Origin of the sequence: Pseudoalteromonas obscura (assembly GCF_030135505.1) — a bacterium.
In the GTDB taxonomy this organism is placed as follows: domain Bacteria; phylum Pseudomonadota; class Gammaproteobacteria; order Enterobacterales; family Alteromonadaceae; genus Pseudoalteromonas; species Pseudoalteromonas obscura.
Window position 1 is genome coordinate 84,819 of record NZ_JASJUT010000006.1, and the last position, 21,983, is coordinate 106,801.

The following is a 21,983-nucleotide window of genomic DNA, read 5'->3' on the forward strand; positions in this document are numbered from 1 at the left end:
CGTTATTTTTTAAGCACTTCGTAGGCTGCCTGAATACTTTGCGATTTGGCTTTTGCAACTTCCATCATATGTTCAGGTAACCCTTGGGATACCAACTTATCTGGATGGTGCTGTGCCATCAATTTGCGATATGCGCGCTTAATCTCTTTATCACTTGCACCTTGCTCAAGTCCTAACACGGCTAATGCATGTTCCTTAGATACATCAGTGCTAGCGGCTGTGTTTTGGCGATAGTTATTCGATTGCTCACGTTCTTGCCTGAAACTGCTTTGTGAATGACGGCTTTGCTGCTGCGACTGCCATTGAGCCCGCTGCTGCCTGAACTTGAATTCTGCTTGATAGCGTTTTAATACGAAATTAAAGTGTTTATTGCCAATACCTAAAAATTTACTGACCAACTTAAGCAGCTCCAACTCCTTGCTGGAAAGGTGGCCATCTGAAAACGCCATTTGAATTTGGATCTCTAAAAACAGCTGCAATAAATCATAGCGTCGTGCAAATGCCTCTTTAAAATCCCCGACAGCTTCTTTAATAGAAAAATCACTGTGCTTACCCGAGTTGAAGGCACTTTGTGCTTCTTTGCGGTCGTCACCATGTAAAGCCATTTCATCCATAAACGCTGAAGCGGCTCGAATATGCACCTCGCTAACTCTGCCGTTAGATTTCGCGATATGGCCCATTACCGCAAAACAACTAGAAAAGAACAGTGCTTGACGCTCATTTAGATCATCGCCACTAAAAAAACCTTGAAAGCCACCAGCCTTGTCAAAGTCCTGCTTCAAGCTTTTATCAAATAAATGACCCAAATAGAACCCTAGGACGGCTCCAAGCCATTTCCCAAACAAAAAACCAAACCCTGTACCTAGAATTTTACCCCACATTAGTCGCCTCCAAGGCTGCGTTGATCTCTGCAAGTCGCTCTGGTGTGCCTATATCATGCCATGCCCCGACGTACAATTCACAAGACACCATCCCTTCCTCTATTCCAGATCTTAACATTGGTCCAAGTGGTATTTTTTCTACCGAAAGGTTGTCAAAAAATGCCCTATGATACAGCCCGATACCCGAAAATGTATAAGTTTGCTCGTTGGCTGGTTGATGACTTAAACGAAAGTCTCCAGCGGGATTATGGGATGGGTTTTCCACCAAAACTAGGTGTGCTTCTGCGGGCATAAGTTTTAGCTGACTTAACGCATGTACATCATAATCGGTAAAGATATCACCATTAATCACAATAAAAGTATCGTGATCTTCGCATAACATCGGCATTGCTTTAACAATACCACCCGCTGTTTCCAACCCCCCATCAGGCTCGTAACTGTAATCAATCTGCAAACCCAGATGCTTGCCATCACCAAAATAGCGCTCTATTTTTTCGCCTTGCCACGCTAGGTTGATCACCACTTGCGTAATACCTGCCAACTTTAATCTTTCGAGGTGGTATTCTATTAATGGCTTATTGCCAACTTCTAATAATGGTTTTGGCATATCTGCGGTCAAGGGCATCATACGCTGCCCACGGCCAGCGGCTAAGATCATTGCTTTCATTATGATTCTGTTAATTTCTTTTCTATCATAGGTATTATCTCGGATTGTAACCAAGTTGCAAGCCATTGAAACTCTGTAAACATCTCCGCAGTTTCCACTATGTAATTTAAAGTTGGCAATATGCTTGGTAAGTACCCAGGTTTACCGTCTCGCAAATGTAACCGAGCAAAAATACCTGCCGCTTTTAAATGCCTTTGAAGCCCTGTTAAATTAAAAGATTCAACATATTGTGCAAAAGACATATCAGGGAGTAACCCAGCATCTGCAAGGTGCTGATAACTTTCCCTTTTCAATTGCTCAAATTGTTGTGACGGCAATTTAAGATAACAATCCTTTAGCAGCGAAACAGCATCATAACAAACAGGGCCTACTACTGCGTCTTGATAGTCAATAAGACGCCCACCAGCTTGGCTATACATAATATTCCGGCTGTGGAAGTCTCGATGCATTACAACTTGAGGTTGTGTTATCATAGACTCGCTAAGACGGGAAACTAGTAACTGCCAATTACGGGTTACTTCAGGGGAACACCGATAACCCAGCCAGGACTCCAGTAGCCAAGATTTAAAAATGTTTATTTCCTGCTCGATAAACGGTGCATCATAAGTGTTCATCCATTTAGATACTTCAAGCGTTGCAATTTGAGGCAGCCAAGCAAGTAACTCACTGTAATAACGGTAATCCCCCTGCTGAGCAATAATATCTGCAAGATGGACCGACCCCAAATCTTCCAACAGCACAAAGCCAAGCTCGGTATCGAAAGCAAATATCTCTGGTACAGCCAACCCACCTTGAGAAAAGACATGATTGAGGTGAATAAACGCCTCAATGGAGCCTTTATCTGGCGGTACATCCATTAATACATACTGTGACTGTGTCGCGCGAACGCGAAAATACAATCTAAAGCTTGCATCTCCTGTAATAGCAGAGATGGTCAATTCATCATCAGCTTGATTAAGTTGTTTAATATGTGTCTCGACAAAGCGTATTCTTTGTTCTTTTCGTTGCAATGCAAGTGTTGGAGTTAAGCTCGCCATATTTTCACCAATTACTGATCTTAATTACTGTATTTAACACTGTTTTCATTTATCATGTCTGGCTGAATCGTGGTGCTAGGTAGACAAGGTCGATAAATGAACAAAAACTGGGGCATTTTAGTCCTACCCCTTATTAGTACACAGGCTATAGCTAATTCGAACACTGTTAGCGGGCTCTGTAAAGACTATCTTCAGCCAAAAAACTGGCAGCCTATGACAGGTTTGCTACCCGACACCATCGATATTCAAGCCAATAAAGTCGAACTGCAGGGTAAAGAAAGTGCTGAGTTTTCGGGGGATGTTGCTGTTAATACCGACACCATGACCGTCACAGCCGAGAGCGCACTAATAGATAAACAAAAAGGGCTTCTGCATGCTTCGGGCCCCTTGCTCTTTCAAGATGACTACACCATGGTCAATAGCTCAGGTATGTATGCTGATCTTGGCCAAAGTGAATTTAGCTTACTCGGCGCCCAGTATCAATTGACTCAACAACAAGGTAAAGGGAAAGCTGAAAAGCTTCGTGCAACATCAACCCAAGTTGACCTGTTCAATTCAAGCTTTACAACTTGCCCAAGCGATAACCCTTTTTGGGAACTCGAAGCCAGCACAATTTCCCTAGATAAAGAAAAAGGTTGGGGAGAAACATACAACTCTGTCTTAAAGATACTCGATACACCTGTTGTTTATATCCCTTATTTCACATTTCCAATTGATGATAAAAGAAAATCTGGACTACTCACTCCGACGCTATCAAGCTCAAACAGATATGGTCTAGAAATCGTCACGCCTTATTACTTTAACCTTGCTGAAAATTATGACGCGTTACTGACTCCTAGGTATATGTCAAACAAAGGACTGCAATTACAGGGCGAATTCCGCTATCTAACAGAACAACATACCGGAACTATCGCAGCTGAGGTATTGAGCAACGATAAATCAGAAGCAAATTTAGATGAACGTTATTTAGTTCATTGGCAGCAAAAAAGTTATTTTAACGACTTTTGGCGTGCAAATGTTGATGTAACAAATGTTAGTGATGACAATTACTTAACGGACCTAGGCTCAAACTACGCGAATCAAACAGATACTCATTTAGCTCGAAAAGGTCAACTAAGCTATCTTGGAGAAGATTGGCTAGTCGACTTGCAGGTACAAAATTTTGAAGTTTTGGGTAACCATGTAGAATCCTACTCAGCGTTTCCAGAGATCACGATTAAAAACCGTACACCAGAAGAATACCTTGGCGCTGACTGGCGTTTCACTGGACAAATGAGTCACTTTAAAAACAGTGATGCTCAAATAACGGATGCAACCCGAATTCACCTTGAGCCAAGTGTAACCTACAACCTCAGTGATTACGCCTGGTCATTCGACTCAAAGTTTGCGCTTTTACATACGCACTACGAGCAAAATGGTCATTTTAGTGAAAGCGAGTACGCAGAATCGACTTCACGTACATTGCCGAAGGTCCGCTTGCATGGACAATTAAATTTGGAGCGAAGCACACACTTCTTACTCACCGATGGTACGCAAACATTAGAACCTCAGCTCCAATATTTATACACACCTAAAAAGGATCAAAGCAAAATCGGCCAGTACGATACAGTAAAGATGCAAGATGATTTTTTTGGTTTGTTTAGGGAGCGTCGCTTTTCGGGCGTCGACTATATCTCTGAAGCAAATCAATTTACTCTAGGTGCAACTACTCGCTTGCTTGATAGTAAAAATATTGAGCGATTCAGCTTTAGTATGGGCCAAATCATTTATCTAAGTGACTCGGTCAAACCAACAAAAAATACGCTTGATGGACGTTTTGGTGATAATAACTACAATGCACTTTTTGCAGCGGAGACCAAAATACACTGGCATCCTAGGTGGTACTTTTCGGGCGGTATACAGTATGATGCCGACGAAAAGGACCTGATCCGTTCACATATGACAATTGACTATCGAGGCAACAATAAAAAGCTGGTACAGTTGAACCATCACTATGCTAACGATGTCTCAGGTAATGAGATAGATCAAGTCGGTATCTTCACCAGCTTACCCATTGACGAAAATTGGCAAGTGGTAGCAAGTTATCACCGTGATTTGACAAGTAAGCGCAGTATTGAGGTATTTGCCGGTGTGCAATACGAATCTTGCTGCTGGGCTGTTCAAATTACTGGCAACCGGACCATAGAAACAGACTTGAATCAGTCTACAAATTTTCAAGACCCGGTTTTCGACTCGAGCATAAATTTTAATTTTGTGTTAAAAGGGTTGGGGAGCAAGTCGAGATACGATGCAAGCCAATTACTGAAACAAGGTATATTTGGTTATAGAAGACCTTATTTTTTAAATAATTAACAACAAAGACTCTTATGAATTTCAAAAAGCTGTTACTCATTCCCGTACTAAGTGCCGCACTATGTCAGCCGGCACTAGCTGAACGCATACAAATAGACAAAGTAGTTGCCACTGTTAATGATGGTGTTGTACTTCAAAGTGAAGTAGATCAAATCGTAAATCGAGTCAAAGAACAAGCAAATCAACAAGGTACAGAGCTACCATCGGATAAAGTATTGCGCATTCAAGCAACCGATAAATTGATCGATGAAACTTTGATTTTGCAGCTAGCAAATAGAATGGGCCTAACTATTTCTGATGCCCATTTAGATCAAACTTTAGCAAATATCGCAAAAGAGCAAGGTGGAACCATTGTTGACCTTCGCAACTCGATTGAAGCAGCTGGTGACAGCTTCCAAGCTTACCGAGAAGAAGTTCGAAAAGAGATCACTGTCGGGCAGGTTAAACGCAGCGCGGTGGATAGAAGGGTTTACATAAGCCCACAAGAAATTGAGAACTTAAATAAAATCCTTGCACAGCAAACTGGCCAAAGCGAAGAGTACAATATCGGCCATATCCTAATAAAGATAGAAAGCAAAGCAAACCCTGAAGAAATTGAAGAAGCCAGAGAGCGCGCAGAAAACGTCATCAAATTCTTAAACGAGGGAAAAGAGTTTAAGCGTATTGCAATTGCCTCATCAGGTGGTGCCAACGCGCTTGACGGTGGTCAGCTGGGCTGGATGGGTATCAATGAGATGCCAACGCTATTTGCCGAAGCCATCAAAGGCAAAAAGAAAGACGAATTAGTCGGACCATTACGCTCAGGCGCTGGTTTCCACATCGTTAAGGTTCAGGATGTTAGAGGCCGAGAGATTGTCGAAACTGTCGAAGTTCGCTCAAGACACATTCTGTTAGAACCATCTATTATTCTTAGCGAAGAAAAAGCCCGTGATATGCTGGCTGGTTTTGTCAAAGATTTAAGAGCTGGTAAGGCGGATTTTGCCGAACTAGCAAAAGAGCATTCTCAAGATCCAGGTTCAGCACTCAAAGGCGGTGAATACGATTGGACAGATCCAACTACCTATGTGCCAGCATTTAGAGACACTCTATTGAGCCTTGAGCAAGATGAGATCAGTGAACCATTTCGCAGTAATTTTGGTTGGCATATTGTACAGCTTCTAGATAAGCGCGTTGCAGATAAAACTGAACAAGCAAAAATGAATAGAGCGCACCAACTATTATTTAGAAGAAAATTCAAAGAAGAAAGCTTCAAATGGATGAGAGAAATGCGAGAGCAAGCTCACGTTGAAGTACTAGAGAACAAATAAGAAGAGTGTATATGAGCTTGAGAATAGCTATTACTCCTGGGGAACCTGCTGGTATTGGTCCTGATTTAGTGATTAAGTTAGCGCAACAGAGCTGGCCTGCCCAGCTTGTTGCCGTCGTAGACCGTACCATACTGGAGCAAAGAGCCCGCGAGCTAGGCTTAGAGATTGAGTTACTTCCATTTGATCAACAGAAAGATGTAAAGCCCGCGGGACCGAAGCAACTTTACTACCTTCAAGTAGACAAAGGATGTGACGTTGTTCCTGGACAGCTAGATGAACAAAATGGTCAATATGTACTAGATACGCTACGCATAGCTTCTGAGAAGAATATGGATGGCACCTTTGACGCCGTTGTCACAGGGCCGGTACACAAAGGAATAATTAATAGAGCAGGTATCTCATTTAGTGGTCATACCGAATATTTTGCCCATCAATCTAACACACCAGATGTGGTAATGATGCTCGCCACCACAGGGTTAAGAGTTGCTTTAGCCACCACCCACATACCACTGGCCTATGTCTCAAAGGCAATAACACAAGAACGCCTGACTAAAGTTGCAAACATTCTCTACCATGACTTGCAAACGAAATTTGGTGTTGAAGACCCCAGGATCTTAGTGTGTGGACTAAACCCTCACGCTGGAGAAGGCGGACATTTAGGGAATGAAGAGATAGATACGATTTCTCCAGTACTTGAAAAACTTAACAATGAAGGCAAAAACTTCATTGGTCCTCTTCCTGCCGATACACTTTTTCAAGCTAAATACCTAGATAATGCGGATGCGGTACTGGCAATGTATCACGATCAAGGATTACCTGTGTTAAAATATAAAGGATTTGGTAACTCAGTTAATATTACTTTGGGACTGCCGTTTATAAGAACCTCCGTAGATCATGGCACTGCACTTGATCTCGCTGCATCAGGTGATGTGGAAGTAGGTAGCTTTGAATTAGCAATTCACGAAGCAATCAAGCTTGCAAGCAAGAAAATACAGAATTCATGACAGATAAAGTACATTTGGGCCACCGCGCCCGCAAAAGATTTGGTCAAAACTTTTTAAATGACGATAGTATCATCGATAAAATTGTCACAGCGATTGACCCAACTCCAAATGACAACTTAGTGGAAATTGGACCAGGTTTAGGTGCAATTACAGAACCCGTAGTTGAGCTAAGTGGCAAACTCACAGTTGTAGAGTTGGACAGAGACCTTGCCGAGCGCTTAATTGCGCATCCTACGATGGGCAGCAAGTTAACCGTTCATCAGGGCGATGCAATGAAATTTGACTTTGCTAGCCTCGTCAGTGAAACCGCCAAGCTAAAAATATTTGGTAACCTGCCATATAATGTCTCTACTCCACTACTCTTTCATTTATTTGAGTTTGCAGATCAAGTTGAGCACATGCACTTTATGCTTCAAAAAGAGGTAGTTAACCGTATGGTCGCAGGACCTGGCTCTAAAGCATATGGCAGACTAAGTGTGATGACACAATACTACTGCCACGCGATGCCTGTCATTGAAGTACCGCCAACTTGCTTTAAACCCGCTCCTAAAGTGGACTCAGCCGTTGTTAGATTAATCCCGAAGGATGCCAGTCAACGCAGCGCTAAAAGCACTAAAATACTTAATACCGTCTGTTTAGAGGCTTTCAATCAGCGCCGTAAAACTCTGCGTAACAGCCTATCAAATTTACTTACGGTAGAAGAAATAACTCAACTTGGGATAGACCCGTCTCTTCGTGCGGAAAATATCTCTCTTTCTCAATTTATCGAAATTGCCAACTGGATTTATGACAACAAACAGTGAATTAGGATCGCCGATAAAGGTATCTGTTGAGACATTTTATGTTGAAGCTCAATCTCAACCAGAAAAAGATAAATACGTTTTTGCTTATACTATTACGATAAAGAATCATAGCTTGTGTAGTGCAAAACTGGAAAGTCGCTATTGGTTGATCACCGACGCCAATGGTAAAGAGACAGAAGTCGAAGGCGAAGGTGTGGTGGGCGAACAGCCAACGATCCGACCTGGCGAGAGTTATCAATACACCAGTGGTGCTGTATTAGATACTCCTGTAGGTACAATGGAAGGCTACTATTTAATGCGTAATGAGTTTGGTTCAGAGTTCAAAGCCCCGATAAAAGTCTTTAGACTCAACCGACCTGATATTTTGCACTGATAACAATGGCAAGTTACGCTATAGGTGATTTACAGGGGTGCTACACCCCTTTCAAACAGCTACTTGAAGCCGTAGACTTTAACCCAAGTCAAGATCATTTGTATTTGGTTGGTGATCTGGTTGCCCGAGGACCGGACTCCCTTGCTTGTCTGCAACACGTCACCTCTTTGCAAAACTCTGTCACTGTAACGCTTGGTAACCACGATTTGCACCTGTTGTCGACAGTATTAAACAATAGATCGCCCAACCCCAAAGACAAATTAGAGCCTCTTTTAGCAAGTAGCGAATTACCAGCTTACCTGTGTTTTTTACAGTCTCAGCCCCTTTGCACCTATTTACCTGAATTTGATAGTTTTATTTCTCATGCTGGAATACATCCATTTTGGGATATAGAACAAGCACTAGCGCTGTCAAAGTGGGCACAATCTTGTTACCAAGGCCCACATGCGGCGGGCTTTTTGTCGGGTATGTATGGCAAAAGCCCAGCGATAGAAATTACTCACGACAATCCGCAAACTAAATTCAACACTATAGTCAATGTGTTTTCTAGAATGCGATTTTTAACTAAAGATTGGCAACTAGATTTCGATAGTAAAGGCAGCCAAAACGATGTTGAACATTTACAACCTTGGTTTAATCACTCAAGATTTAAAACAAGCAGCACACGTTTCATCTTTGGTCACTGGGCAGCGCTCGAAGGGAAAACATCTGTGAGAAATGTAGTCGCTTTGGATACAGGATGTGTATGGGGTGGTCCAATGACTATGATAAATCTGTCCACAAATGAACAAATTTACAGCAAATAGTCAAAAACCATCCGTTTTTACTGAATTTTATATTCACATCTGCTATAAAATACTTAACTAATGCGCAATAAATCCGATAAGTGGTTGTACTGCTTTAACTTGATGGTATGTCTGTATGAATTTAACCGTTAGCCAACGTATTTGGGGTGGCTTTATAATAATTACCCTGCTTTTATTGTTAATTGGAGTGAACTCACTGCTTAGGATCGCAAATATTGATAGTTCTACTCAATTGGTCAACAACTTATCACTGCCAGCGTTAGACCGAAGTGCAGCTTTGCAAATCGAGTTTACGCAGATGAGCAAAATCGCTCAGGCGAGTTACTTCACACAATCTAGCAGTGACCTAAACAACTTAAAGACAACTTTTAATACTCGTCAAAGTACTTTTGAAAAAAGCTACTCTGCGCTCAATCAAGTTGTCAGAGACGAGCCTACTCTCTATGGTAGTAGCAAAGATGTATCTGCAAGCTTTGGGTCATTTTCCAAATCGGTTACCGCCTTGTTTGCCGATAAATCTCTAGAACTTAGCCTCAATAAGCAGCTTATTGCTCAACTTGAAGAAGCTGAGATTGCCGCAGATGATGCCGCGACAGTCGTTGTCGATATTCTTGATTTAGAAGGCTTTGAGTCATTAAATGCGCGCGCATATCAAGCGGCAAATAAACTGGAAAACTCGTTTAGCTCTCTGGCTACGAGTAGTGCAGATATACTGACAATTAATGAATCCAGTACATTAGATATTGTTAAAAAAGAACAAAGCTATGTATTTGAAGACATTGACCGCAACCTAGATTTAATGCGCAGTACTGTGGCCCAATTAGATGAAGACTTGCTCAATGACTTGGATTCTTACTACAACGCGCTGAAAGAGCAACTTCAGGGCAGTGACAGTATTGCCAACAACCGTCAAAAATTAATTACAGCTCGTATTAGTACTCAAAATGAGCTTAACAACGCTGAGCAGGCGACAAAAAAAGCGCTCGATCAACTCGGTGCGCTGGTTGCTCAGTCCAAGCAATTGGCCTTTGAAATTCAAAATGAAGTAACTGAGGACGTGTCATCAGCCAACATCGCTACATGGACTGGTATGATTGCAGCGACCTTATTAGCCATCGGTATTGCGTATTTTACTGTCAGTCGAATCACCAAGCCTCTGGCCGAAGTAAACCGTGTACTAGATATCGTTGCAAAAGGCGACATGACACACTCGTTAGATGCGTCTGCAAAAGATGAGTTTGGTGAATTGGCACAAAGTTGTAATACGCTTATAACTAGCCTGAAAGAACTTATTACAGGCATTGTTTCTCGCTCGACTCAATTAGCGGCGGCTTCAGAACAAACATCAGCTATCACTGCTGAGTCAAGCCAAGCTATTAAAAGCCAACAGTCTCAAGTTGAACAGGCGGCAACTGCGACTACAGAAATGAGTAGCACGGCACATGGTGTGAGCAATAGTGCCCATCAGGCTCTTGAAGAAATTAAAAATGCCGATCAAGAAGCTGAGCGCGTCAAAGGGATTTCTCATGACAACAAACGCACCATCGAGCAGCTAGCACACGAAGTAGAAGAAGTGTCTACTGTGATCAACAAGCTTCACCAAGACAGCTCTGCCATTGGTGGTATCCTAGATGTTATTCGCGGTATTGCGGAACAAACTAACTTGCTTGCACTCAACGCGGCCATAGAAGCAGCTCGCGCAGGTGAACAAGGCCGAGGCTTTGCTGTTGTTGCTGATGAGGTAAGGTCTCTTGCAAGCAAAACACAAGAGTCGACGCAAGAAATCCAATCAATGATCGAATCATTACAAGCTGGTGCAGAAGAAGCGGTAACGGCGATGTCCAAAGGTCAACAACAAGCGGAGTCTTGTGTGTCACAAAGTGATATAGCCAATGAAGCATTGAACTGCATTACCGATGCAGTATCAAGAGCCCATGATGTGAGTGAAGAAATAGCTACAGCTGCCAATGAGCAGCAGCAAGTTTCTCAAGAGATCAGCGAACGACTAGAGTCTATTGTCGCAATTGCAGAACAAACTGCAGAGGGCGCAAACCAAACGTCAACTTCAAGCTCTGAAGTTGCTAAGCTCGCTGAGGAGCTAAGACAGTCAGTGTCTCAATTTAGAGTTTAATGCTCTACGTTTAACGATAATTGCCTGTTGACACTTTATCTTCAGGCAAAAAAAATCGCCCTTATGGGCGATTTTTTATAACTGTTATCAGTCAATTAAAATAGTGAATTAGCTTTCGCTACCACGTTATCAACTGTAAAACCAAAGTGTTTAAATAGCTCACCTGCTGGTGCTGACTCACCAAATGTGCTCATACCTACAATCGCACCATTTAAGCCAACATATTTGTACCAGAAGTCTTCAATACCCGCTTCAATTGCCACACGGCGTGTTACTGAAGCTGGTAGAACAGATGCTTTGTACTCTGCAGATTGTGCATCGAATACATCAGTAGATGGCATAGACACCACTCTGACCTTCTTACCGTCCTGACGAAGTTGTTCTGCCGCTTCCACCGCAAGCTGCACTTCTGAGCCTGTCGCAATCAAAATCACATCAGGGTTTGAATCACAGCTAAGCACGTAGCCACCGCGTTTAATCGCCGCTACTTGCTCTTCTGTACGAGCCTGTTGTGCTAGACCTTGACGAGTGAAAACCAAAGACGTAGGACCGTCTTTACGCTCAATTGCTTGTTGCCAAGAAACAGCTGACTCAACCTGATCACATGGACGCCAGCTGACAAGGTTTGGTGTCATGCGCATATTTGCAAGCTGTTCTACAGGTTGGTGCGTAGGACCATCTTCACCTAGACCAATAGAGTCATGAGTGTAAACGAAAATACTAGGCTGCTTCATTAGCGCGGCCATGCGTACTGCGTTACGTGCATACTCCATGAACATCAGGAAAGTCGCGCCGTATGGGATAAAGCCTTTGTGTAAAGCAATACCATTCATAATCGCTGACATGCCAAATTCACGCACGCCGTAGAAGATATAGTTACCTGATGCATCATCTGCTGTCAGGCCTTTTGAACCTTCCCACAACGTCAAGTTTGAACCTGCAAGGTCTGCTGAACCACCCATAAACTCAGGTAAAATTGGACCAAATGCGTTTAATGCATTTTGTGACGCTTTACGTGTTGCTGGGTTTGCTGGGTTTGCTTGTAATTCAGCAATATAAGCTTCAGTTTGCTCAGTCCAGTTTGTTGGCAATTCACCCTTTGTACGACGCTCAAACTCGGCTGCCAATTCAGGGTAATGCATTTGATATTCAGTAAATTTAACCAACCATTCGCTTTGGATTTGCTGGCCGTGTGCCGAACCATCCCATTTAGCATAAACGCCTTCAGGGATCTCAAAAGCGCCATGCTCCCAACCAAGGAATTCACGAGCTGCTTTGATCTCTTCATCACCTAAAGGTGCGCCGTGACAATCATGGCTACCAGATTTATTTGGTGAACCATAGCCAATCACAGTTTTACAACAAATTAATGTTGGTTTACCCGTCTCTGCACGCGCCGCTTCAATCGCAGCTTTAATTGCTTCACTATCATGACCGTCGACCGCTGGAATTACGTGCCAGCCGTATGCTTCAAAGCGCTGTGGTGTATCATCGCTAAACCAGCCTTCCACTTCACCGTCAATTGAAATGCCGTTGTCATCCCAAAATGCGATTAGCTTGCCCAGCCCTAATGTACCAGCTAAAGAGCACGCCTCATGAGAGATGCCTTCCATAAGACAGCCGTCACCTAAAAACGCATAAGTGTAGTGATTAACAATGTCATATTCGTCGCGGTTGAATTGCGCCGCTAATGCCTTCTCTGCAATTGCCATACCTACTGCATTAGTTATGCCTTGGCCTAATGGACCAGTAGTCGTTTCAATACCAGGCGCATACCCATACTCTGGGTGACCTGGTGTCTTAGAGTGCATTTGACGAAAGTTCTTTAAATCGTCAATAGACAAGTCATAGCCACTCAAATGTAATAACGAATAAATTAACATTGAGCCGTGACCATTTGATAATACAAATCTATCTCTATCTACCCATTCCGGATTGTTTGGGTTGTGCTTTAAATAATCGCGCCAAAGTACCTCTGCGATGTCTGCCATGCCCATTGGTGCCCCTGGGTGGCCTGATTTAGCCTTTTGTACAGCGTCCATGGATAGAACGCGAATTGCGTTTGCAAGTTCTTTGCGAGATGGCATGGATTCTCCTACCTTTAAGTGTTTGCACGAGTGTTTTTAAAGGCCCATTTTTACCTAATAAAATTACCACTGCAATTAAAATCACAAGAAAAGTTATAAATTCACTTTGTTTTTAATGCGTAAATTGCAAGTATCTAAAAATAGACGTCTAGGCGTAAAAAAACTATGCATATAAAATTGTTTTCGTTAGAATATCTCTTCTAAAATTTTCTCGCGCTGTTTTACGCATGTTCGCGAAGCGCTTTTTTTGTGAGTATAAATAATGGCGAAACACTTATTTACTTCAGAGTCAGTTTCTGAAGGCCATCCGGATAAAATTGCGGATCAGATTTCAGATGCAGTATTAGATGCAATTCTTGAGCAAGACCCAAAGGCACGCGTAGCGTGTGAGACCTACGTTAAAACTGGTATGGTCATGGTTGGTGGTGAAGTAACCACAAGCGCTTGGGTAGACATTGAAGAATTAACACGTAAAACAGTTCGTGAAATTGGTTACACCCATTCTGATATGGGCTTTGATGCTGACTCTTGCGCAATTTTGAACACCATTGGTAAACAGTCTCCAGACATCAACCAAGGTGTAGATCGCTCTCGTCCAGAAGATCAAGGCGCTGGTGACCAAGGTTTAATGTTTGGATATGCATGTAATGAAACTGACGTTTTAATGCCTGCACCAATCACTTATTCTCACCGTCTTGTACAGCGTCAAGCTGCAGTGCGTAAAGATGGCACTCTGCCATGGTTACGTCCAGATGCAAAATCACAAGTAACTTTTGCATACGAAAATGGTCAGCCAGTTGGCATCGACGCAGTTGTACTTTCAACTCAGCACTGTGACTCAGTATCACAAGATGAGCTAGTTGAAGCTGTAATGGAAACAATCATTAAGCCTACGCTACCTAAAGAACTAATTACCGAAGCAACAAAATTCTTCATCAACCCAACTGGACGTTTTGTTATCGGTGGTCCAATGGGTGACTGTGGTCTAACAGGTCGTAAAATCATCGTAGATACATACGGTGGTATGGCAAGACACGGTGGTGGTGCTTTCTCAGGTAAAGATCCATCAAAAGTAGACCGTTCAGCTGCATATGCTGGTCGCTATGTTGCTAAGAACATTGTAGCAGCAGGTCTTGCTGACAAGTGTGAAATCCAAGTTTCTTATGCTATTGGTGTAGCTGAGCCTACTTCTATCAGCATTGATACTTTTGGTACTGGTAAGCTTGAAGAAACACGCCTAATTGAGCTAGTTCGTGAGCACTTCGATCTTCGTCCATATGGCTTAATCACTATGCTCGACCTAGAGCGTCCAATTTATCAGCCTACTGCTGCATATGGTCACTTTGGTCGTGAAGAGTTCCCTTGGGAAAAAACAGATAAAGCAGAAGCACTTAAAGCAGCTGCCGGACTTTAATAGTCTAAATTATGTTAGCAGAAAGGCGCTTTTCAAAGCGCCTTTTATATATCTCAGCCAATTAAAAACTCTTCAACATCCTCTTTCATATCCGTGTAATCATCGTCACTCAAATCCAATGCCAACATCACGTCATCTTTAAAGGCATGCCAATCTGCACAACTTCTAAAGTGTTTAATTTCAAAAGAGAAGTTTTCTGCAAGTTTCAGTGTTGCAAGGATTTTCTTTTCAAGATCAGAGTCGTTATCCTGAAAGAAGTGCGCATCATGATGACGCAGTATAATTTGACACACTCTTTTGGGAAGGTGCCATGAACTTGCCAAGTAATACCCTACAACGGTATGATTTGTAGGGTATTGTTGCGACTCATATTCAACCAATGAGTGTTCCGGCCGCTGTGTTGCGCGCATCAAAACATCATTGTAATCCTGAAACCGCATGGCCATTGCAGGGATCCCCGCATCGTGAAATAGTCCTAGCAACTGTAAGTCTTCAATCGGAACTGGTGTTTTAGTCTGTTTTCCAATGAGCATGGCCACTTGTGATATGTCGGACGCACTATCCCAAAAGCGTTGCAGAGATATACAGCAATCATCTTGCTCAAATGCACTCTTGAGTAGATGCCCTGTCACGACTTGTGTAATGCAATTCATGCCTAAAAACATCACCGCCTGCTTTATATCTGTTATTGTTCGCGACATGCCATACGCTGGAGAATTAATGACTTTCAATACAGCAGCAGAAGTCGCAACGTCTTCTGTAATGATCTCCGCTACACGACTTAACTCTGGTTCATCTTGATTCAGCTCGTTTTGTAAACTTTGCAATATTTCCGGTTTGGCAGGCAAATTGAAACCAGACCGCAAGTCAGCTAAGACTTTGTCATCAATATCTATCATAGGTCACCTATGTGGTGGCATTGATTTTAGTGTAGTAGATGAAATTTGACCTGTCGCGACTATTTCGTAATCTCTAACAATCTCAATTAAACAACCGCTATTCACTTTGCTGTAAGTCAATTAGCCAGCCATTGAGTCAGTATTTATACACAGGGATAAAATTAAAATTACTATCTATTGGTTTGAAAAATAGTGTTTTTTTAGAAAGGAGTCCATATCAGACGAGAAAAACACAAAAGCGATTTCGAGTTTATTGGCAGGTAAATTTAAAATTTTTAACAGTAGAGTGCCTGTAAACACTCTACCTTTATCATGTAGCTAGTAGCCTACCAATATGGTTCGCAATTGATTGAGGCTTGTCTGCTTTGTTCCATTGCGCTTATCAAAAAATCTGATTTTTGCTGAAGCCAAGTAAGAATTTCCGAGAACGACTGAGCGTCTTGGCCCTCACACAAACGCTTTAAATAATGCAGCGTTTCTAGTTCGTAGATACCCGCAAGAATATCCATCCAAGGAGCTCTAAAGCTGTGCCTCTCCCCTTCTTCAAAAAGTGCACCAAAACAATTGCCACTTAGCAACATTTCTTCAATGTTCGGTCTTGTTTGCACATATTGTTCGACCGCCATCGCTTGTTTGTCAGGAAACATGCCCCTAAGCTTCTTCCACTCTTGGTCAAATGTTTTTTTGGCCATGCCACGAACACTACTCTGGGCTGCCTTAATGGCATTTTGATCCCAGTTTTGACGCCAACTTTTCTCTATCAGCCATCGAGTTAGAGACAGCAACAACTTGTTGTAACGCGAGCAATGGAACAAATCTTCTAGATCCGTTTTTGTTGGTTGCACACTCTTTAAATCATCAATTATTTGTGACAATTCAGGCGCATTGTGGATGCGTTTATAGTATGCGTGACGCTTTGAGGTGTATGTTTTTAAATAAATAGCACTCTCAACCCACTCAAGTTCACCCAATAGCCACTTTAATTCCTTACGGAGATTATCTGTGGTTTCCCTTGCGACAAACTCCTCAAAAAGCCAAAACGCATGCCTGACTAAACGCACACCATCAATAATGCGCTTCAGCGTTTTTAAACTCGGCTCATTGACGTAGCATTGCTCATGCTTTTGCACAAGTTCAATGGCATAGTTAACTGTCTTGATGAATGCCTGTTCTTGATTCATTTCGGCAGATAAAGGGACAAACCCAATTTCACTATTTGGTTGCAGTGGCATATCATCTGCTAACCTATAGCCCCTTGCCGCTTTAGAATAAAAGCCTAATCGCACACCAATTTGTGAAACAAGCTGTTCCGCCAACAAAAATAGATCTGTACGTTCACCTTCAACCAACTCGATTTCAAGTTCAGAAATAGGCTCTGACTTACCACTTGCAGATACTTCGCCCTTGTCGAGTACCACTTCTATCAAGCTGCCAGCATCTGTTTCAATTAGCCACGTTCGACGAATAAAATTGGTTGTAAAAATAGGAAAGAGGTTTTCTGCAATAGGCTCCAAACGCATTCCCATAGGCCAAATAGCTGTGTCGAACGCAAAAATGTCTGGCTTTCTACCTTTGAGCGGAAGGTTGTATTCTGGACGCTGATGAAGACCACCCAACACTTCTCCCGAAAGTTTGATTGTTTGCTCACACTCGTCATTGACACATCGCGTACGCAAACCAATATCAAGCGCTCTTAGCTCTCTGTTGGGCGTATCGTAATATGCATTTTCAAGATTTTTTGCCGGCTTATTATTAACCCGCTTCGCAAACTGTGTGATCAATGCTGGAATAAGCGGAACTTCATTATCTGAAACCAAAAACTTCAGTTCTATTTCAGTGTCCATTAGGGGGTAGGTTACCTTTATAAAATGAGAACGTTCAAAATATACAATGACACCTAATTTTGCAATCTTTTTACCTCCAATAAGCGCAAACTCCGCTGATTTGATCACATACTTCAACCTTTTCTTTTCATCGAGCTGTCAATTGGTTCATTATTTGACCCCATTCGATTAAGACAAACCCCCACTTCTGAGAATACGTTATTTGGGGCTGAAAGATCAGTAGTAACGAATGCTAACAAATAAAAAATCGTGATTGTCCTTTAAGCTCTTGCCAAGCGCTTTTGAAAGCCATACTATTTTGATAAATTCATATAAACCTTAAAAAAATAAGGGCTCGCGAATGATAAAACACCTCGCACTGCCACTTTTGTTTGTTTTTGCACCATTTACGCTTTGTGCACAGGAAGCCGATGATGCAGCACCCCAAGAACAAACGGCACAGCAGAACACGCCAAATGGCTTTATTGTTGATAACCTTTACTTATTTATACACTCAGGCCCTGGCAAAAATTACCGCATTTTAGGCTCCATAGAAGCCGGTACTGCAGTGCAAATTACCAACGAACAAGAGAACGACTTTGTCCGTATAATAGATAATAAAAATAGAAGTGGTTGGGTTGAGTCAAAGTTTGTCACTGCTGAAGCTGGACTCAAACAACAAGTTGGCGATTTGAGTAGCTCTTTAAACCAAGCTGAACAACAGCTTAATACCTTAAAAGAGTCGGTCCCTCAACTGCAAAATGACTACGATTTACTGGAAGCCCAAAATACTGAATTACAAAAAACAATTGCAGATCTCAATGCTCAACTAACGCAGCAAGCGCAAGAAAGTCAAAATCAAATTAAAGCTGAGCAACATACCCTACTATCTTATGGCGGCATTATTGCGCTGTCAGGGCTGATACTGGGTGTACTCCTGACATTATTTTTGTCGCGTAGAAAAAGATATGACGGCTGGAGCTAATCTCATCTGTAAAAAAACCCACTTTGCTCGACAAAGTGGGTTTTAGTTAAATTACGAATACAATTAGAGTCGAAAAAATCACGGTACCCAAAGAGAAGAAAATAACTCCCATATCAGCTAAAAACCGATCATATAGAAGCTCTCTTAATGTTACCTCCTCTAACTTAGTCAATTCACCTAACGACGAAACTGCAGCTAAATTTTTGACAAACGCCGCTTGTCTTTCGATATCAAATCGATCAGATGAAAATTGTTGATAAAATCCAGGGTTGGTAGAAGAGACGTAACTTTCTATTCTCATATGTTTATTGTTACTCACCCTTCTACAAAACAATGCCCCTGCAAAACTACATACTATTAGAAACAGATATGCCAAGTACCACCTCCTTGCCATGACGATACCTGTTCCCATTTAAATAACAATATAGATAAAATGCAAGCTAAAAATAATACAACTTACACAAATCTTAAACCTTTACGTGCTAGTTAATTGCAATTAGTTCAACTTCAAAAATCAATAGCGAACCCGCACTAATATTTCCCGTCGCTCTATTCCCATAGGCTAAATCCGGATGAATATAGAGTCGAAACTTATCACCCTCTGCCATCAGCTGTAGTGCCTCAGTCCAGCCTGCGATTACTTGCTTAGGGCTAAAAGTGATGGCTTGCCCTCGATCTACAGAGCTGTCAAAAACCATACCATTGATTAAAGTTCCATGATAATGAACTCGTACGCTGTCATTGATTGTCGGGAAAGTATTTCCGTCTCCCTTCTCTATTATTTCATATTGCAAACCGCTCTCTGTTGTAATCACACCTTCTTTTTTTGCATTCGATACAAGAAACTCCTCAGCATCCAATCGATTCATTTGCGCAATTTGCATCTGTTTTTGACTATTATTGAAAATAAACCATGCTAGCCCAAAGACTAAAATGGTGACCAAAATACCGGTTACAGACATAACTACTCCTACTCAGTGTCTTCAGATGGTTCTTTTTCTTCGCCATTAACTACTTGTGCTATTTGCTCAAGTCTAGCTAATGCTAATTGATTGATGGTCCCTTTTGGATACTTACCTTGGTTGACCTTCCCAGCAGGCACATTCATTAGAATCTCTAGCGCCTCGTCAACACTTTTCACTGCAAACAAATTAAACTTGTTGCTTGCAATTGCCTCAACCACTTCGTCTTCTAACACTAAGTTAATTAAATTGGAATGTGGAATGATCACCCCTTGGCTACCCGTTAGACCCCGCATCTTACAGAGTTTAAAAAAGCCTTCTACTTTTTCATTAACGCCGCCGACCGCCTGCACTTCACCATGCTGATTTATAGAGCCTGTCAATGCCAAAGACTGCTCAATAGGTAATTGAGTGATGGCAGAGATTAAACCACATAATTCAGCCAGTGACGCACTGTCCCCATCTATATATCCGTAGCTTTGCTCAATCGCTATATTTGCACTCAAAGTTAAACTAAACTGCTGCGCATACTTGTTACCGAGATAGCCAGTAAGCAACATCACTCCCTTCGAATGGATTGACTTACCAAGCTCGGCTTCTCGCTCAACATCAATGACACCATCTGAACCAGCATAGACCGTTGCCGTGATCCGTGCAGGTGTACCAAACGCTGTGTCGCCTATGTGCAGTACAGTCAGTCCATTTACTTTGCCCACCGCTTGGCCTTGTGTGGCGATTAATGTGTGCCCTTCCTCTATGTCACTTAACATATTTTCGCTTAGTTGGCCGGTGCGGTATTGTTTGCCAAGTAAAGCCTCAGTAATATGATGATCGTCGATCATCTCTTCACCATCTTGTTTAGCGTAATAGCTTGCCTCTGCCACCAGCTCAAGTACATCAGCAAAACGTGCAGACAATTTGCTGCGGTGTTCTGCTTGGCGATAGCTAAACTTCAAAAGTCGAACTAACGCTTCTGCCGTCAGGCCACAATTTAAAGTTTGCTCGCAATACTCTTGGACTTTAGTGACAAACTGGTACTGCAACCTATCGCTGGAGGGCAAGTAATAATCAAAGTCAGCAAGGACTCTGAAAAGTTCTCCAAACTCTTCATCATACTCACTAATGGTGTAATACAAATCTCGAGAACCCAGCAAAATAATTTTAACATCCATGGGGATCAGCTGAGGCTTTAGGGTAAAGCTACTCCCCACAGAGCTATCTTGAAATGGCAAATCATTTTTAATCTGATGTGTTTTTAATGACAGTTTAAGCCCGTCCCACACTTGCGGAGACGCGAGTACTTTATCCGCATCCATGATTAAGTACCCGCCGTTTGCACGATGTAGTGCTCCGGCTTGAATAGAGCGATAGCTAGTGATCAGCGACCCCTGTGCGCTTTCGTATTCAATCTTACCAAATATATTTCCAAACGTTGGGTTGGGTTCATACACCACCGGAGCAGGCGCCCCTTCTTTGTATTCGATTAAAATATTTGGCGCAAAAAAGTCTGTCAACATGCCTTTAGCATCGAAATCTTCTTTTTGCTCGTCAGAACCTGCAGAGTCATCATCCAGCCAATCTAAAACCGCTTCAACTATTTCAACGCGAAGATCTTTTAAGTAACGGATCACCCCAATATGACTGGCATACTTGTGTTCAAGCGCTTTAAGCAATGGCTTAGTTGCAAGCTCAATCGTCGTTTTTTTCAATTTTCTGAGCTTTTCTGACGACTCTCGCTTCCATCGAGGTAGCTCGATAAGCGCTTCGATTAAGCCATCTTCCAACTCGTCAATGGCTTCGTAAAACTGAGTCTGGACTTGCTCATCAAGTACAGCAAACTCATTTTCATCTAGCTGTTTACCATTGACTACTGGCACAAAACTGACAGCCCCATTCTCCTCTAGCATGATCACGCTTTTATTCATCGCCAGCTGCTCAACCGCTGTCAATGCTGCGTTGTACTTATTGTCAAAGTCTCTATCAATTGACTTTTTCTTGCGCTGATAGCCCGGGTTGTCAAATGCAGCAGGAAAGGTGTCCACAACTTCGTCCAAAAACGCATCAATGTCATCTGCAAGCTGCCGGCTTTCACCAGGCTGCATGAACATAGTGATAGGCTCTCTGTGGTCGTCATAATTATTGACATAAAGCCACTCTTTGGGAGTTGGTCGCGTTTTGCTATGCGCTTCTAATTTGTCCTTGACCATGGTAAAGCGGCCTGTAGCTGCTTCGCCCATGACAAATACGTTGTATCCAGGTAATTCCATACCAAGGGCAAAATCGAGCGCGCTCTGAGCGCGTTGTTGTCCTATGAAAGGTAAAGACTCGGGATAAGGGTTTTGCATACATGATCGAATATGTTGCAATGAAACAGTCGGTGTCAGCTGATCCGAACACAGTGGCTTAATTGTTTTAGTCATTCCTGGTTTCTTTATTGTTCACACTTCGAAAT

18 protein-coding genes are annotated in these 21,983 nt (G+C 42.3%); 9 read left to right on the plus strand and 9 right to left on the minus strand.

What is annotated here, in order from left to right; genetic code table 11:
- Positions 1 to 2: 2 nt before the first annotated feature.
- The 3 genes from djlA to QNM18_RS14920 are packed head-to-tail and all read right to left on the minus strand — an operon-like array spanning position 3 to position 2,585.
- On the minus strand, positions 3 to 881 hold the full coding sequence (gene djlA, locus QNM18_RS14910) for a co-chaperone DjlA (RefSeq protein WP_211012398.1): 879 nt from the start codon (positions 879 to 881) through the stop codon (positions 3 to 5).
- Positions 871 to 1,548 carry an N-acetylmuramate alpha-1-phosphate uridylyltransferase MurU gene (gene murU, locus QNM18_RS14915; RefSeq protein ID WP_284137685.1) on the minus strand — a complete coding sequence of 226 codons (678 nt, stop codon included), beginning with the start codon at positions 1,546 to 1,548 and terminating at the stop codon, positions 871 to 873. The genes djlA and murU overlap by 11 nt, the downstream gene beginning before the upstream one ends.
- A complete protein-coding gene (locus tag QNM18_RS14920; RefSeq protein ID WP_284137686.1) occupies positions 1,548 to 2,585 on the minus strand; it encodes an aminoglycoside phosphotransferase family protein in 1,038 nt (345 codons plus the stop codon). Before QNM18_RS14920 ends, murU begins: the two co-directional genes overlap by 1 nt.
- Before the next feature lie 96 nt (positions 2,586 to 2,681).
- Here QNM18_RS14920 and lptD point away from each other — a divergent pair, with 96 nt between their 5' ends.
- The 7 genes from lptD to QNM18_RS14955 all read left to right on the plus strand — a co-directional run bounded on the left by lptD (position 2,682) and on the right by QNM18_RS14955 (position 11,361).
- On the plus strand, positions 2,682 to 4,937 hold the full coding sequence (gene lptD, locus QNM18_RS14925) for an LPS assembly protein LptD (RefSeq protein WP_284137687.1): 2,256 nt from the start codon (positions 2,682 to 2,684) through the stop codon (positions 4,935 to 4,937).
- A 14-nt stretch (positions 4,938 to 4,951) separates the two neighbouring features.
- Positions 4,952 to 6,244 carry a peptidylprolyl isomerase SurA gene (gene surA, locus QNM18_RS14930; RefSeq protein WP_211012394.1) on the plus strand — a complete coding sequence of 431 codons (1,293 nt, stop codon included), beginning with the start codon at positions 4,952 to 4,954 and terminating at the stop codon, positions 6,242 to 6,244.
- Positions 6,245 to 6,255: 11 nt separating this feature from the next.
- The gene (gene pdxA / locus QNM18_RS14935) at positions 6,256 to 7,248 is read left to right on the plus strand and encodes a 4-hydroxythreonine-4-phosphate dehydrogenase PdxA (protein WP_211012393.1); all 993 of its coding nucleotides are present in this window, start codon (positions 6,256 to 6,258) and stop codon (positions 7,246 to 7,248) included.
- Positions 7,245 to 8,051, plus strand: coding sequence for a 16S rRNA (adenine(1518)-N(6)/adenine(1519)-N(6))-dimethyltransferase RsmA (gene rsmA, locus QNM18_RS14940; protein WP_211012392.1), 807 nt, complete (start codon positions 7,245 to 7,247; stop codon positions 8,049 to 8,051). Before pdxA ends, rsmA begins: the two co-directional genes overlap by 4 nt.
- The gene (gene apaG / locus QNM18_RS14945) at positions 8,035 to 8,424 is read left to right on the plus strand and encodes a Co2+/Mg2+ efflux protein ApaG (RefSeq protein WP_211012391.1); all 390 of its coding nucleotides are present in this window, start codon (positions 8,035 to 8,037) and stop codon (positions 8,422 to 8,424) included. The genes rsmA and apaG overlap by 17 nt, the downstream gene beginning before the upstream one ends.
- Positions 8,425 to 8,429: 5 nt before the next feature.
- Entirely contained in the window at positions 8,430 to 9,230 is an 801-nt protein-coding gene (locus QNM18_RS14950) for a symmetrical bis(5'-nucleosyl)-tetraphosphatase (protein ID WP_284137688.1), read from the plus strand.
- 115 nt (positions 9,231 to 9,345) lie between these two features.
- Positions 9,346 to 11,361 (plus strand): methyl-accepting chemotaxis protein, encoded by a 2,016-nt coding sequence (locus tag QNM18_RS14955; protein ID WP_211012389.1) that lies wholly within the window; start codon positions 9,346 to 9,348, stop codon positions 11,359 to 11,361.
- A gap of 95 nt (positions 11,362 to 11,456) precedes the next feature.
- On the opposite strand, the gene tkt is transcribed toward QNM18_RS14955, so the two are convergent.
- On the minus strand, positions 11,457 to 13,448 hold the full coding sequence (tkt, locus tag QNM18_RS14960) for a transketolase (RefSeq protein ID WP_211012388.1): 1,992 nt from the start codon (positions 13,446 to 13,448) through the stop codon (positions 11,457 to 11,459).
- 262 nt (positions 13,449 to 13,710) lie between these two features.
- Here tkt and metK point away from each other — a divergent pair, with 262 nt between their 5' ends.
- Positions 13,711 to 14,862, plus strand: coding sequence for a methionine adenosyltransferase (gene metK, locus QNM18_RS14965; protein WP_211012387.1), 1,152 nt, complete (start codon positions 13,711 to 13,713; stop codon positions 14,860 to 14,862).
- Between the two features lie 53 nt (positions 14,863 to 14,915).
- Here the strand turns inward: metK and QNM18_RS14970 are convergent, their stop codons facing one another.
- Positions 14,916 to 15,761 (minus strand): HDOD domain-containing protein, encoded by an 846-nt coding sequence (locus QNM18_RS14970; protein ID WP_211012386.1) that lies wholly within the window; start codon positions 15,759 to 15,761, stop codon positions 14,916 to 14,918.
- A 326-nt stretch (positions 15,762 to 16,087) separates the two neighbouring features.
- Positions 16,088 to 17,605 carry a CYTH and CHAD domain-containing protein gene (locus tag QNM18_RS14975; protein WP_284137769.1) on the minus strand — a complete coding sequence of 506 codons (1,518 nt, stop codon included), beginning with the start codon at positions 17,603 to 17,605 and terminating at the stop codon, positions 16,088 to 16,090.
- A 340-nt stretch (positions 17,606 to 17,945) separates the two neighbouring features.
- On the opposite strand from QNM18_RS14975, the gene QNM18_RS14980 reads away from it, so the two are divergent.
- Positions 17,946 to 18,569 carry a TIGR04211 family SH3 domain-containing protein gene (locus QNM18_RS14980; protein ID WP_211012385.1) on the plus strand — a complete coding sequence of 208 codons (624 nt, stop codon included), beginning with the start codon at positions 17,946 to 17,948 and terminating at the stop codon, positions 18,567 to 18,569.
- A 46-nt stretch (positions 18,570 to 18,615) separates the two neighbouring features.
- On the opposite strand, the gene QNM18_RS14985 is transcribed toward QNM18_RS14980, so the two are convergent.
- From QNM18_RS14985 to QNM18_RS14995, 3 genes are all read right to left on the minus strand, one after another.
- A complete protein-coding gene (locus tag QNM18_RS14985; RefSeq protein WP_284137689.1) occupies positions 18,616 to 18,945 on the minus strand; it encodes a hypothetical protein in 330 nt (109 codons plus the stop codon).
- Between the two features lie 106 nt (positions 18,946 to 19,051).
- Positions 19,052 to 19,531 carry an FKBP-type peptidyl-prolyl cis-trans isomerase gene (locus tag QNM18_RS14990; protein ID WP_284137690.1) on the minus strand — a complete coding sequence of 160 codons (480 nt, stop codon included), beginning with the start codon at positions 19,529 to 19,531 and terminating at the stop codon, positions 19,052 to 19,054.
- 8 nt (positions 19,532 to 19,539) lie between these two features.
- Positions 19,540 to 21,951: a Lon protease family protein gene (locus tag QNM18_RS14995; RefSeq protein WP_211012382.1), complete on the minus strand. Its 2,412-nt coding sequence runs from the start codon at positions 21,949 to 21,951 to the stop codon at positions 19,540 to 19,542.
- Positions 21,952 to 21,983: the final 32 nt, after the last annotated feature.